This is a genomic window from Mesorhizobium sp. Ca11 (assembly GCF_020165275.1).
In the GTDB taxonomy this organism is placed as follows: Bacteria; Pseudomonadota; Alphaproteobacteria; order Rhizobiales; family Rhizobiaceae; genus Mesorhizobium.
Window position 1 is genome coordinate 558,545 of the sequence record NZ_JAIUHU010000001.1, and the last position, 12,899, is coordinate 571,443.

Consider the following 12,899-nt stretch of genomic DNA (forward strand, 5'->3'; position numbering starts at 1 on the left):
TTCACGACCTCGTGCCGCGATTTTCGTGGAGTAGATAGGACAAGGCTTTGGCCGAAAAGGGCCAAAACGGGGCATTACGAAGATTTAATGTGCACTGCACAATAGCTAAGCAGCCGGCTAATATGCCGCCGCGGATTCTCCCGTCTGCGTAAAATGCCTCAGCGGAGCATCGGCCACAGCGTCGCCGCCAAGAGCACGCCCATGGCGATGTTGAACCATTTCAGCCGCACCGGATCCGACAGGAAGCCGCGCAGCGCCGTGCCGAAGCCGGCCCATACCGAAACGCTGGGCAGGTTGACGATGGTGAAGGCGATCGAGATGAGCGCCACCGAGACGAACGGGTGATCGGCATTGGTGTAGACGGCCATCGCGGTGATCGCCATCACCCATGCCTTGGGGTTGACCCACTGGAATGCGGCGGCGTCGATGAAGCGCATCGGCCGCCCCTGCGCTCCCTTTCCGTCGCTTATCGAGCGCGACATGGCGATCTTCCAGGCGAGGTAGAGCAGGTAGGCGGCGCCGGCGATCTTCAGCGCCGTATGCAGCGCCGGCACCGCCGTCAGCACCGCGCCGAGCCCGAAGCCGATGGCCAGCAACAGGACCAGAAAGCCGATGCTGATGCCCAGCATGTGCGGAACCGTCCTGGCGATACCGAAATTGACGCCGGAAGCCAGCAGCATGAGGTTGTTCGGCCCCGGCGTGATCGAAGTCACGAAGGCATAGACCAACAGGGCAAGGAATGTGTCGAGCGACATGTTATCCTCCCAGATATGTCAGCCTTACTGTCCTTTTAGCAAATGCGCAAAAGCCAGAAACGGGCAATCGCCGGGCCAAAGTTTTGAAACAGGACGGTCGCCCTGTTCACATTCCCTGCGGGCCGCGGTTCATCGCGGCGACGCCGGTGCGGCAGATCTCGACCAGGCCGAGCGGCTTCATGATGGCGATGAACTGGTCGAGCTTGGACCCCTTGCCGGTGATCTCGAAGATGAAATGCTCGGTGTTGGCGTCGATGACCGAGGCGCGGAAAGCATCCGCGAGACGAAGCGCCTCGACCCGGGCGTCGCCTGTCCCGGCGACCTTCACCAACGCGAGCTCACGTTCCAGCGGCCGCTCCTGCCCAAGCTCATGCGAGCGCACGGTCAGGTCGACCACCCGGTGCACCGGCACGATGCGCTCGAGCTGATGCTTGATCTGCTCCATCACATGCGGCGTGCCGCGCGTCACGATGGTGATGCGCGACAGATGCTTCTCATGCTCGGTCTCTGAAACGGTAAGGCTTTCGATGTTGTAGCCCCGACCGGAAAACAGGCCGATGACGCGGGCAAGCACGCCCGGCTCATTGTCGACCAGCACGGAAAGCGTGTGCGTTTCCGGCTTCTCGGTTTCCTTGGCGATGAAATAGGCGGAGCCGGTCGGTTGAAGGTGCTGTGCGTTCATGACGTGAATCTCGATTTCAGATTTTGAGCTAATTCTCTGTTTGCGCACGGCTTTCTCGCGACAGCCCCGCCTTGATGGCTGCCTACACCAGTTCCCTGCCCCTGGCGTCGATGGCGTTGGCCACCGCCTCGTCGGTCGCCTCGTCGGGCAGCAGCATCTCGTTATGCGCCTTGCCCGACGGGATCATCGGGAAGCAGTTGGCCAAGGTCGCCACGCGGCAGTCGAACAGCACCGGCTTCTTCACCGTGATCATCTCGCGGATCGCGTCGTCGAGCTCGTCCGGCTTGTCGCAGCGAATGCCGTGGCCGCCATAGGCTTCCGCCAGCTTGACGAAATCCGGCATCGCCTCGGTGTAGGAATGCGACAGCCGGTTGCCGTGCAGCAGCTGCTGCCATTGGCGCACCATGCCCATATACTGGTTGTTGAGGATGAATATCTTGATCGGCGCCTCGTATTGCACCGCCGAGCTCATCTCCTGCATGGTCATCTGCACCGAGGCGTCGCCGGCAATGTCGATGACCAGCGCGTCGGGATGCGCGATCTGCACGCCGAGCGCGGCCGGCAGGCCATAGCCCATCGTGCCGAGGCCGCCCGACGTCATCCAGCGATTCGGCTTGTCGAAATGATAGTGCTGCGCCGCCCACATCTGGTGCTGGCCGACCTCGGTGGTGATGTAGGTGTCCTTATCTTTGGTCAGTTCGTAGAGCCGCTGGATCGCGTATTGCGGCATGATGACGTCGTTGTTCATCTTGTAGGCGAGCGAATCCCGCGCCCGCCATTTCGCGATCTGCTCCCACCACGGATAAAGCGCCTTCTTGTCGACCTTGGCGGTCGCTCGCCACAGCCGCACCAGGTCCTCCAGCACCCGGCCGACATCGCCGAGGATCCCGACATCGGCATGGACGTTCTTGTTGATCGAGGACGGATCGATATCTATGTGGATCTTCTTCGAGTTCGGCGAGAATGCGTTGAGCCGGCCGGTGATGCGGTCGTCGAAGCGCGCGCCGATGCAGACCATCACGTCGCAATCATGCATGGCCATATTGGCTTCGTAGGTGCCGTGCATGCCGAGCATGCCGACCCAGTTCTTGCCGGATGCCGGATAGGCGCCCAGCCCCATCAGCGTCGAGGTGATCGGGAAACCGGTGAGGTCGACCAGCTCGCGCAGCAGATGGCTGGCTTCCGGACCGGAATTGATGACGCCGCCGCCCGAATAGATGATCGGCCTCTTCGCGCCGGCCATCAGCTCGACCGCGGCCTTCACCTTTTCCAGGTCGCCCTGGACCTTCGGCTGATAGCTGGTGCGCGGCGCCGTCTGCGGCGGCACGTAGGTGCCCTTGGCGAACTGCACGTCCTTCGGAATATCGACCACGACCGGGCCGGGTCGGCCGGTCGTCGCGACATGGAACGCCTCATGGATGGTGGCGGCGAGCTCGTTGACGTCCTTCACCAGCCAGTTGTGCTTGGTGCACGGTCGCGTGATGCCAACCGTGTCGCATTCCTGGAAGGCGTCGGAGCCGATCAGCGAGGTCGGCACCTGGCCGGTGAGGCAGACCAGTGGGATCGAATCCATCAGCGCGTCCTGCAGCGGCGTCACCGCATTGGTGGCCCCGGGACCGGACGTCACCAAAAGCACGCCGGCCTTGCCGGTCGAGCGGGCATAGCCTTCGGCCGCGTGGCCGGCGCCCTGCTCGTGCCGCACCAGAATGTGCTCGACCTCGTCCTGCTGGAAAATCTCGTCATAGATCGGAAGCACCGCGCCGCCCGGATAGCCGAAGACATGCTTGACGCCGTTGTCCTTCAGCGCCTGCACCACCATTTCGGCGCCCGTCATTTCGCGCCGCTCGTTCTGTCCGTTGCTCATCGGTCTGGTCCCGTAATGTTCGCCGCCTGGCGATTTGCTGGTCGTTTAGTCGTGTTCAAGGCAATAAAAAAGGCCCCCGAGGGAGCCTGTGTGATGCGCATGGGAGGTTTTCGCCCGGCGGTTACACCGCCTTGCCCACGCGCCAGCCTACGAGAATGAGTGCCGTTTTCATGGGCGCGGACAATAAGGGCCAAAACGCGGGCTCGTCAATGGGGTCCAGCGCGAATTCACTCGTCTGTGAGAGACGGCGCCTGCGCGCTACCACCGCACAGCTACCATAGTACAGTTGAGCGTCGCTCTCCGACGCACCACTATATGCTGGCAAAAGACGTGCGAGGAGGACGCATGGCTGGCGAGCACATACGCGAGATCGAGCAGGTCTGTCCGGCGTGCGATCGTCTCGCGACGATGTCACAGTTCAATCCTGGCTGCGCTGCATCGATACCCATCGACTCGACCCGGCACGGCCGATCGAAGCCCATATCGTCCTAACAGATTGATTTCATTGCAATCGCTCATGAGCATCGCGGTTGGCAGGCTGCTTACTGCTCATGCCGGGCTCTAACAAAGTGGAGGAGAACAAATGCTCGAGAGAACACCCACCACCAAGGCGCAAGCGCTGCTCGACAAGTTCGGCAAGGCGCTGGAAGCCGGCGACATCGACAGCGCCGTCAACTGCTTCCAGGCCGATTGCTACTGGCGCGACCTCGTCACCTTCACCTGGAACCTGAAGACGATGGAGGGCCAGGACCAGATCCGCGACATGCTGCAGGCGACGCTGGCCAGCACCAAGCCGGCCGGATGGGCGGTGGCCAAGGGCGAGGAAGCGAGCGAAGACGGCGGCGTCATCACCGCCTGGATCACCTTCGAGACGAGCGTGGCGCGCGGCTTTGGCCTCGTGCGGTTCAAGGGCGACCTGATCTGGACCCTGCTCACCACCATGGCGGAGCTGAAAGGCCATGAGGAGAAGGCCGGCTTCACGCGTCCTCTCGGCGCCAAGCACGGCCACGGCAAGGGCCGCAAGACCTGGCGTGAGGAGCGCGACGACGAGATCGCCGAGCTCGGCCACACCAAGCAACCCTATGTCGTGATCATCGGCGGAGGCCAGGGCGGTATCGCGCTCGGCGCCCGGCTGAAGCAACTCGGCGTGCCCACCATCATCGTCGAGAAGAACGAGCGTCCGGGCGACTCCTGGCGCAAGCGCTACAAGTCGCTCTGCCTGCACGACCCGGTCTGGTACGATCACCTGCCCTATATCGACTTCCCGAAGAACTGGCCGGTCTTCGCGCCGAAGGACAAGATCGGCGACTGGCTGGAAATGTACACCAAGGTGATGGAGCTGAACTATTGGTCTTCCACCACCGCCAAATCCGCCAAATACGACGAGAAGGCCAAGGAATGGACGATCGTCGTCGAGCGCGGCGGCAAGCAGATCGTGCTCAAGCCGAAGCAACTGGTGCTGGCGACCGGCATGTCGGGCAAGGCGAACTGGCCGAAATACAAAGGCCAGGACATCTTCAAGGGCGAGCAACAGCACTCCTCGACCCATCCCGGACCGGACAAATACCGCGGCAAGAAGGTGGTGGTCATCGGCTCCAACAACTCGGCCCACGACATCTGCGCGGCGCTGTGGGAAGGCGGCGCCGACGTGACCATGGTGCAGCGCTCGTCGACCCACATCGTCAAGTCGGACACGCTGATGGATATCGGGCTTGGCGCGCTCTACTCCGAGCAGGCGGTGGAGAACGGCATGACGACGGGCAAGGCCGACATGATCTTCGCTTCATTGCCCTACCGCATCCTGCATGAGTTCCAGATCCCGCTTTACCGGCAGATGAAGGAACGCGACGCGAAATTCTACGACGACCTGGAAAGGGCCGGCTTCATGCTCGACTGGGGCGACGACGGCTCGGGCCTGTTCATGAAATATCTGCGCCGCGGCTCCGGCTACTACATTGACGTCGGCGCCTGCGACCTCGTCATCGACGGCTCGATCAAGCTGAAGAGCGGACCGGGCGCCGCGGTGCAGGAACTCACCGAAACCAGCGTCAAATTCGTCGACGGCACCGAATTGCCGGCCGATCTCGTCATCTATGCCACCGGCTACGGCTCGATGAACGGCTGGGCCGCCGACCTCATCTCGCAAGAGGTGGCGGACAAGGTCGGCAAGGTCTGGGGCCTCGGCTCCGCCACCACCAAGGATCCGGGTCCCTGGGAAGGCGAGCAGCGCAACATGTGGAAGCCGACGCAGCAGGAAGCGTTGTGGTTCCACGGCGGCAACCTGCACCAGTCGCGCCACTATTCGCAGTATCTGTCGCTGCAGCTGAAGGCGCGCCAAGTTGGCCTGCCGACGCCTGTCTACGGGCTGCAGGAGGTGTACCACAAGAGCTGATGCACGGCGCTCTCGCGGATAGCAGAAGCCCGGCCAACCGGGCTTCTGCCATCTATGCTGCCTTTTCAGCCGCGAACTTCTTCACCACCCGCTCGAGCAACGGCACGTAGTCGCGAAAGGCCCGCGTCTTCATGTCGGCGACCTTGCCGCCTTCGTCCCAGATGCGCACGCGCACCGCTTCGTCGTGGAAGGGATTGCTGCGGAACTCAGCCACCTCCTCCGCGCTCATCGGCCCGCCCTGCAGCGACAGCGTATGCACCGAGGCCGGCGACAGCTTGCCGAAATAGGTCGGATCGGTGGCGCAGAGATAGCGCTTGGCCGAGACATGCAGCCTGACGCATTCGACGATGACCGGCGGGAAGAAGGGCGCCAGCACCTCACCGCCCGCTTCGTCATGGTGCTTGTCCTCGACGTCGTTGGGCGAATAGGTGCCGAACTCGCTGGTGTAATGGCCGATGTCGTGCAGCAGCGCCGCCGCCACAAGCTCCTCCGGCGCGCCGTCCTGCTCGGCCAGCCACGCGCCCTGCAGCATATGCTCCGACATGGTGACCGGCTCGCCGAGATAGGATTCGGCGCCGCGGCGCTCGAAAATATCGGCGATGAATTCGACGATATTGCCTGCGTTCAATTCGTTGGGCTTCATTCCGCCGCCTCCTTGAAACCATGCTCGATCGCCGCAAGCGTCGACAGCAGGCCGTCCTTGTCGGCGTAGCAGCCCTGCAGCCAGCGCTTGCCGCTGCCGGAAAACGCCTTGCGCGCATGCATGACGCGGGTGTTGTCGACGATGAAGGATTGCCCCGCCTCGAGCTTGAACGTCACCTCGAAAGCAGGATCCTCGATCAGCTCGGCAAACCGGCGGTAGGCCGCATAGTATTTGTCCATCGCGGCGAAGGGCACGTCGACCGCCGGCGCCAGCGAGCGGTTGTTGAAGCGGATGCAGATCAACTCGCCATCGGGCCCGAGCTCGATCATCGGCCGCTTGGACTGGAGCCGCACGCCCGACGAGCCGGCATATTCGAAACGCGCCGGATAGAAAGAGAGCAGCCGGAAGCCCTCCGGATCTTCCGACTGAAGTGCGGCAGCCACCGCGAACCCGTCGATGACGCTGGATTCGCCGCCTTCCACCGTGTTCTCGATGCAGGCGAGGATCTGCAGCGTCGGCACCGGATCGCGATAGGGGTTGTCGGTATGCGCCTGCAGCCCGAGATTGGTGTAGGCCAGATTGTTCGGATTGACCTCGGCGCGCACCTCGAACCAGCGCCCGTAATTGGTCTCCCTGATGTAGCCGAACAGGTCGGCCACCTTGCACAGCGCGCCGGATTGGGCAGGCAGGCCGTCCATGATAGCGAAGCCGAAGCTGCGGACCGCGGCGAGCCAGCGCCGCAGCACATCACTGTCGCGGCTGGCATCCGCATAGGCCGCGCGCGGCACGGAATTCTGCATCGTGGCTTTCGTCCAGCGCTCTATGTCGCCTCCCGTCCAGCCGGGTTCGCGAGCCTCCTGACGATCATAGGCATGAGCGCGGAGCCAGCTTGAGGGAAAGCTGGCGGCCTTGCCTTCAGGAGCGAATGTGACCTCCAGCGCTCCGCCCCTGATCTCAGCCGCGCCGATCCGCGTCTCGGCCGGAATGTCGAGGATGGTGATCAGCCGCTGTCCGTTGCCGGCGCTGCGCGTCTTGTCGTCCAGCGCGTTGTCGCGCAGCCATATGGCATGGAAGCGGCTGCGCGCTCCGTCCTTCCAGCCAAGCTCGATGGTTCGTCCCTCGTCGCCCAGCGTCACTGTCGTCAACATGCCCAAAAGCTCCCATCCTAGATCGCGGCTGCGGGTACGGATTGCATGGTGGCTTCATCAAAGGCATAATTCAAATTATCGTTTTTCGGGTGATGGCGCTAAATTTCTGATGGCTGGAAGAACTTTCGATGCGATACCTCCGCTCGACTGGCTGCGCAGTTTCGAGGCGGCCGCCCGCCTGTCGAACTTCACTGCCGCGGCCGCCGAGCTCGGACTCACGCAAGCCGCCGTCAGCCAGCACATCCGTTTTCTGGAGGAGCGGCTCAAAACGCGATTGTTCGCGCGTCTGGCGCGCGGCGTGGCTCTGTCGCCGGAAGGCGCGGCCTATCTCCCGCACATCCAGTCGGCATTCGCGACCATCGGCAACAGCACGAACGAGCTGTTCGAGCCGCGTGCCGTGCAGATCGTCAGCATCCGCGTCCCCATCTCCTTCGCGATGCTGGTGCTGGTCCCGGCTCTTCCGGACCTGGCAAAGGTGCTGCCGCAGATCCGGCTCGATCTGGTGACCATCCATCGGCCGACCGACTACGACCAGCCGGGCTCGGCGCTCGACATACGTTTCGGCAACGGATCCTTTCCCGGGCGCGAGGCCGACCGGCTGACCGTCGAGCGGCTTGTCCCGGTCGCGGCTCCGCCGCTCGCCCAAGGTGGCGAGTGGACGTCGTTGCCGCTTCTCCTGGTGGCGGGCGCGCGCGAGATGTGGGCGGAATGGTTCGCAGCCGCGGGAGTTGCCGGCCATCCCCGGCGCTCGCACCGCTTCGACAGTTTCGTCGCCGCCATGGAAGCCGCGAAGGTCGGCGCCGGGGCGCTGCTCGGCTCGCGGCCGCTGATCGACGCGGCCCTCAAGGACAAGGTTCTCGTCAGGCTTTCGGATTTCGAGCTTTCGAGCCCATCGGGCCATTTCCTGACGAGACCGTCATCGTCGCGACTCTCCGGCGCCGAGCAGGATTTCCGCCGCTGGCTCCTGTCGCACATTGCCGGAAGTTCAGGATAGCGTGTCGGCCGCTGCCCCGATCCGTTTCCAGTAGATAAGGGTGCCGGTGAGCCCGCCGTGTGGCTTGAGCGCGAAATCGGGGATCTCTCCAGCCAAGGTGAAACCAAGTTTCTCATAAAGCCCGGCCGCGCCCTCTTCGCTGGCCGTGTCCAGCACCAGCAGCGTACGGCCTTTCTCGACGGCCAGTTTCTCCGCTGCCCGCATCAGGGCGGTCGCGACGCCTTTGCCACGATGGTCGCGGCCGGTCATCAGCTTGGCGATCTCGGCGCGGTGCGGTTGGTTGGGCGGGAAGTCGAGCAACAGCGTGACGGTGCCGGCAAGCACCTCGCCATGCCATGCGCCCAGCACCGCCCTTTCGCCGCGCGCCGCCGCGGCAAGCGACTTGCGCCAGAATTCCCGCGCGGCCTCCGCCGACAATGGATGCATGAAGCTCACCGATCCGCCGGCGGCGACCGTCTCGATCAGCAGATCGGTGAGCATAGCGATGGTCGCCGCATCGTCGCTCAGCGCCCGGATTTCAAGGGAGTTCATGCTGGCGCTCTCCAGGTGATGATATGTCGTTGACGAGGTCATTCGAAATGGCTGATGCGTTTGCGTCGTCGCGCCCGCCTGATTTCGGCGATGCGGTCGGCGTCGTCCTCGCTGAGATGACGGCCGCGCTCCAAAATCTCGAGCGTATATTCCTCGTAGGTCAGACCGAGCCGTTCGGCTCTCTCCAGCCGCATCAGCATGACGGCGTGGCTTGGCGCCTTCCAAGCCTTGTCGTGGGCGGCGCGCCAGGCGTGGAAAATGTAGGCATCGCCCTTGCCCCAGGGCGGGCCGTCATAGTCGTCGAGCGGCGGCCCGCCATTGTGCGAGCGTTTTGGCCGGCGAGACATCGGAGTCAGTCCCTGACCAGCGCCACGAGATACTCCGCCGCATCCGGTCCGGGAGCATGAAAGACGCAATCCGAGGGCGCGCCCAGCGCCAGGCAGTCGCCAGGCTCGAGCCGGTGCACCACATCGCCCTCGGTGAAATCCAGCCTTCCGTCGATCAGCCATATCTGCTGTTTGATGAAGGCGTAGGACGCCGCCGGCAGACTGACCTTGGCACCTACCGGAAGGCTGACCCTGACCAGTTCCAGCGGCATCTGCGATGCCGGCGATAAATGCCGCCTGATGTACCCGGTTGCCGGATCTTGCCAGATCGGCTGCTCGTCCCGGCGCGAAATACCGCCGCCTTGCATCTCGGCCCGCGCGATCAGCGTCGACAGCGTCATGCCGAAGGCCGCCGCGATGCGCACCAGAAGCGCCGCGGTCGGACTGGTCGTACCGCGCTCGATGGCGCTCAGCATCGCCTTCGAAACGTCCGAGCGCTCTGCCAATTCGGCAAGCGACCAGCCCCTCAGCGTTCTTTCGGAGCGTATCCGCCTGCCGATCGTGGCGGTAATGCTATTCGATATATCATCCATCCGTCCAATATATCGGATTTTCTCGGCCTGGAAAGAGGCCAGTCGATCGAATTGTCGCGCCAGGTTTAACGCCGCCTACACCATCCGACCTCACCTGACTTTAACCCCGATTGGGTAGGGTCGAGGCTCCAGGAGAATGGGATCAGGTCAGCCATGTTTGTCGAACGCGAAGCCTCCGTTGGCGAACCGACTTCGCAGGAGCGCCGCAATATCCAGCAGAACGACAAGCGGATTCTGGGCAATGTCGTGCAATGCGACGGCGCGCGCGCCACCATCAGTGCCCATGCCGAAGACACCGAAGGCGCGATCAGCGGCCTTTGGACCGTCGGTAAGATGATTTCCATCAATCTCGGTTCGACGCGAACGGTCGGCCTTGTCTACGCCATCGGCAAATCGGATCGCGCCTGGAACCACGAAGGGCAGAATCCGATCGAGGTCAGCGTCGAACTGGTCGGCGAGGTTCGCGACGGCGTCGAGCCCGGCGCCAAGCCGGTGTTCGACCGTGGCATCACCACCTACCCGCATATTGGCGCCATTGCTCACCGCATCCGAACCCGCGACCTGCAGGCGGTCTACGATCTGGCCGGGCGCCATTCAGTGACCATCGGTACCTTGTCGCAGGATGAATCGATCGATGCCAACATCGCCATCGACGACACGCTGGCGCGTCATTTCGCCATCGTCGGCACCACCGGTGTCGGCAAGTCGACAGCTGTCTCGCTGCTGTTGCGCAAGACGATCGAAGCGCGTCCCGATCTGCGCGTGCTCATCCTCGACCCGCATAACGAGTTCGCCGCCTCGCTGCCGGAATATTGCGTGAAGGTCGATTCCAAGACGCTCGACCTGCCGTTCTGGATGTTCAGGCTGGAGGAGTTCGCCGAAGTGCTGTTTCGCGGCCGCGAGACGGTGCCGGAGGAAGTGGATGTCCTGCGCGATCTGATCCCCGCCGCCAAGAACCTTTACCGCAACCCGAATTCCGGCACCTATGTCAGGCGCGGCAGCGACGCGCTGACGGCGGACACGCCGGTGCCCTACCGCATCGCTGATCTCATCAAGCAGATCGACGAGCGCATGGGCATGCTCGAAAGCAAGAACGACCGCCCGACCTTGAAGTCGCTGAAGACACGCATCGAATCGGCGGCGGCCGATCCGCGCTACCGCTTCATGTTCAATTCGCGGCTGATCGAGGACACCATCCACGAAACGATCGGTAACATTTTCCGCGTCCCCAACCATGGTCGACCGGTCACCTGCTTCGAGATGGCGGGCATGCCTTCGGAAGTCGTCAACTCGGTCTGCTCGGTGCTGGCACGCCTGGCCTTCGACCTGGCGCTGTGGAGCGAGGGCCGGCTGAAGCTGCTGCTGCTTTGCGAGGAAGCCCATCGCTACATGCCGGCCGATCCGCGTCTCGGCTTCGCGCCGACAAGGCACGCGCTGTCGCGCATCGCCAAGGAAGGCCGCAAATATGGCTGCTATCTCGGCGTCGTCACCCAGCGCCCGGGCGAGCTCGACCCGACCATCCTGTCGCAATGCTCGACCTTCTTCGCCATGCGGCTTGCCAACGAGCAGGACCAGGCCATCATCCGCTCGGCAATCGCCGATTCCTCGGCCTCGACCCTGGCGTTCCTCTCCTCGATGGGGCAGCGCGAAGCCATCGCCTTCGGCGAAGGCGTGGCGACCACCATGCGGCTGAAGTTCGAGAAGCTGCCGCAGGAGTTCATCCCGGGCACCGCTAAGGGCGAGAAGATCGAGTCTTCCGTGGATGGCAACGACGTCGATCTCGCCATGATCGTCGAGCGGCTGCGCAACGTGCCGAAGCCGCAGCAGGCCATGGCCTTCGCTGAGGCTGTGGATTCCTCCCGCCAGGCCGGCGACCCGGACTACAAGAAGCCGGCCACCGCCGCGCGCGTGCAGCCGGACGACGACTTCGACACGCGCTACGGCCTGAAGCCCTCGACCTTCGGCATGCGCCAGCTCAACGATTGAGCCTCCATTCTAATCTAGCCCGCGGTCGGTTCGAATAGGCAAATCTCGTCAGGAAATTCGTCAGGCTGAGTCGAATGGAGTCGCTGTCGAGAACCGGAGCGGAGCGGACGTAAAGTCCGTGAGCACCGGAAGCGCAGAAAGCGGCTCCAGGCGGCCAGCCTCACGAATTTGATGATGAGATTTTAGGCGCAGACGCGGTTGCGGCCCTGCTTCTTCGCCTCATAGAGCTGGCGGTCGGCGCGGCGGTAGAAGTCCTCCGCGCTCTCCTTGTGGTCCCAGACGGCGAGGCCGACGCTGGTGGTGACCTTCAGCCGCACGTTGCCCGACATGATCGACATGTTGGCGACCGCCTTGCGGATGCGCTCGGCGAACCTGGCGAGCAATTCGACATCCATGTTGGGGGTGACGACGGCAAACTCCTCACCGCCCAGCCGCGCCACCACGTCGTGATAGCGCGTCATGCCCCGCAGGCAGGTGGCGACGGCCCTCAGCACCTCGTCGCCGACGTCATGGCCATGCGTATCGTTGACCTGCTTGAAATGGTCGAGATCGAGGATCATCAGCCCGACCGGCCTGTCGATGCGGCGAAACTCGTGGAGATATTCGCGCAGCGCATCATCGAAATAGCGGCGGTTCTGCATTCCGGTCAGACTGTCGGTGAGCGCCGCCTGCTCGAGCGTCTGCGAGCGGGCACTGAGCGAAACCGTCATGGCCCTGAGCTTGCCCTCTTCCCGCACCTGGCCGCGGATCAGCGGGTAGATGAAGAAGGTGCCGAAGAACAGCGCGGTTGCCAGCAGCGCCCCGGTGACGAACAGAAGTTTGTTGAGATAGACGATTCTGTCGACGCGCGATGCGGCATCGAGGTCGGCGGCGATGTCCTGCAACTGGCCATAGGCATGGAAGGTCACCAGGCCCGCGGCCAGGATCACAAAAATAAAGACGAAAAATGCGGATTCCGCCTTGTGGAAACGCATCAACTCCCCGC

At 63.3% G+C, this 12,899-nt stretch carries 12 protein-coding genes; 3 read left to right on the forward strand and 9 right to left on the reverse strand.

The features are described 5' to 3' along the window. Positions 1-158 precede the first annotated feature (158 nt). From LB538_RS02710 to LB538_RS02720, 3 genes are all read right to left on the reverse strand, one after another. Positions 159-755 (reverse strand): LysE family translocator, encoded by a 597-nt coding sequence (locus tag LB538_RS02710; RefSeq protein WP_224522801.1) that lies wholly within the window; start codon positions 753-755, stop codon positions 159-161. Positions 756-861: 106 nt separating this feature from the next. Then, positions 862-1,437 carry an acetolactate synthase small subunit gene (gene ilvN / locus LB538_RS02715; RefSeq protein ID WP_027169049.1) on the reverse strand — a complete coding sequence of 192 codons (576 nt, stop codon included), beginning with the start codon at positions 1,435-1,437 and terminating at the stop codon, positions 862-864. Between the two features lie 82 nt (positions 1,438-1,519). Further along, a complete protein-coding gene (locus LB538_RS02720; protein ID WP_224551479.1) occupies positions 1,520-3,301 on the reverse strand; it encodes an acetolactate synthase 3 large subunit in 1,782 nt (593 codons plus the stop codon). Positions 3,302-3,884: 583 nt separating this feature from the next. Between LB538_RS02720 and LB538_RS02725 the strand changes: the two genes are divergently transcribed. Next, on the forward strand, positions 3,885-5,693 hold the full coding sequence (locus tag LB538_RS02725) for an NAD(P)/FAD-dependent oxidoreductase (protein ID WP_224522803.1): 1,809 nt from the start codon (positions 3,885-3,887) through the stop codon (positions 5,691-5,693). 52 nt (positions 5,694-5,745) lie between these two features. Here LB538_RS02725 and LB538_RS02730 read toward each other — a convergent pair whose 3' ends face one another. Next, positions 5,746-6,336, reverse strand: coding sequence for an HD domain-containing protein (locus LB538_RS02730; RefSeq protein ID WP_224522804.1), 591 nt, complete (start codon positions 6,334-6,336; stop codon positions 5,746-5,748). After that, positions 6,333-7,484 (reverse strand): gamma-butyrobetaine dioxygenase, encoded by a 1,152-nt coding sequence (locus LB538_RS02735; protein ID WP_224522805.1) that lies wholly within the window; start codon positions 7,482-7,484, stop codon positions 6,333-6,335. The genes LB538_RS02730 and LB538_RS02735 overlap by 4 nt, the downstream gene beginning before the upstream one ends. 109 nt (positions 7,485-7,593) lie before the next feature. On the opposite strand from LB538_RS02735, the gene LB538_RS02740 reads away from it, so the two are divergent. Next, positions 7,594-8,478, forward strand: coding sequence for a LysR family transcriptional regulator (locus tag LB538_RS02740; RefSeq protein ID WP_224522806.1), 885 nt, complete (start codon positions 7,594-7,596; stop codon positions 8,476-8,478). On the opposite strand, the gene LB538_RS02745 is transcribed toward LB538_RS02740, so the two are convergent. The 3 genes from LB538_RS02745 to LB538_RS02755 are packed head-to-tail and all read right to left on the reverse strand — an operon-like array spanning position 8,470 to position 9,928. After that, on the reverse strand, positions 8,470-9,009 hold the full coding sequence (locus tag LB538_RS02745; protein ID WP_224522807.1) for a GNAT family N-acetyltransferase: 540 nt from the start codon (positions 9,007-9,009) through the stop codon (positions 8,470-8,472). The genes LB538_RS02740 and LB538_RS02745 overlap by 9 nt on opposite strands. Positions 9,010-9,047: 38 nt before the next feature. Beyond that, positions 9,048-9,356: a hypothetical protein gene (locus LB538_RS02750; protein WP_224522808.1), complete on the reverse strand. Its 309-nt coding sequence runs from the start codon at positions 9,354-9,356 to the stop codon at positions 9,048-9,050. Between the two features lie 5 nt (positions 9,357-9,361). Beyond that, entirely contained in the window at positions 9,362-9,928 is a 567-nt protein-coding gene (locus LB538_RS02755; protein WP_224522809.1) for a helix-turn-helix domain-containing protein, read from the reverse strand. Positions 9,929-10,081: 153 nt separating this feature from the next. On the opposite strand from LB538_RS02755, the gene LB538_RS02760 reads away from it, so the two are divergent. After that, entirely contained in the window at positions 10,082-11,914 is a 1,833-nt protein-coding gene (locus tag LB538_RS02760; RefSeq protein ID WP_224522810.1) for an ATP-binding protein, read from the forward strand. Between the two features lie 182 nt (positions 11,915-12,096). On the opposite strand, the gene LB538_RS02765 is transcribed toward LB538_RS02760, so the two are convergent. Further along, positions 12,097-12,888: a GGDEF domain-containing protein gene (locus tag LB538_RS02765; protein ID WP_140839836.1), complete on the reverse strand. Its 792-nt coding sequence runs from the start codon at positions 12,886-12,888 to the stop codon at positions 12,097-12,099. Positions 12,889-12,899 lie beyond the last annotated feature (11 nt).

Excerpts from the sequence above, each read along its gene's own strand:
- LB538_RS02710 (WP_224522801.1), bottom strand. The coding sequence starts at position 755 with ATGTCGCTCGACACATTCCTTGCCCTGTTGGTCTATGCCTTCGTGACT.
- ilvN (WP_027169049.1), bottom strand. The coding sequence starts at position 1,437 with ATGAACGCACAGCACCTTCAACCGACCGGCTCCGCCTATTTCATCGCC.
- LB538_RS02720 (WP_224551479.1), bottom strand. The coding sequence starts at position 3,301 with ATGAGCAACGGACAGAACGAGCGGCGCGAAATGACGGGCGCCGAAATG.
- LB538_RS02725 (WP_224522803.1), top strand. The coding sequence starts at position 3,885 with ATGCTCGAGAGAACACCCACCACCAAGGCGCAAGCGCTGCTCGACAAG.
- LB538_RS02730 (WP_224522804.1), bottom strand. The coding sequence starts at position 6,336 with ATGAAGCCCAACGAATTGAACGCAGGCAATATCGTCGAATTCATCGCC.
- LB538_RS02735 (WP_224522805.1), bottom strand. The coding sequence starts at position 7,484 with ATGTTGACGACAGTGACGCTGGGCGACGAGGGACGAACCATCGAGCTT.
- LB538_RS02740 (WP_224522806.1), top strand. The coding sequence starts at position 7,594 with ATGGCTGGAAGAACTTTCGATGCGATACCTCCGCTCGACTGGCTGCGC.
- LB538_RS02745 (WP_224522807.1), bottom strand. The coding sequence starts at position 9,009 with ATGAACTCCCTTGAAATCCGGGCGCTGAGCGACGATGCGGCGACCATC.
- LB538_RS02750 (WP_224522808.1), bottom strand. The coding sequence starts at position 9,356 with ATGTCTCGCCGGCCAAAACGCTCGCACAATGGCGGGCCGCCGCTCGAC.
- LB538_RS02755 (WP_224522809.1), bottom strand. The coding sequence starts at position 9,928 with ATGGATGATATATCGAATAGCATTACCGCCACGATCGGCAGGCGGATA.
- LB538_RS02760 (WP_224522810.1), top strand. The coding sequence starts at position 10,082 with ATGTTTGTCGAACGCGAAGCCTCCGTTGGCGAACCGACTTCGCAGGAG.
- LB538_RS02765 (WP_140839836.1), bottom strand. The coding sequence starts at position 12,888 with ATGCGTTTCCACAAGGCGGAATCCGCATTTTTCGTCTTTATTTTTGTG.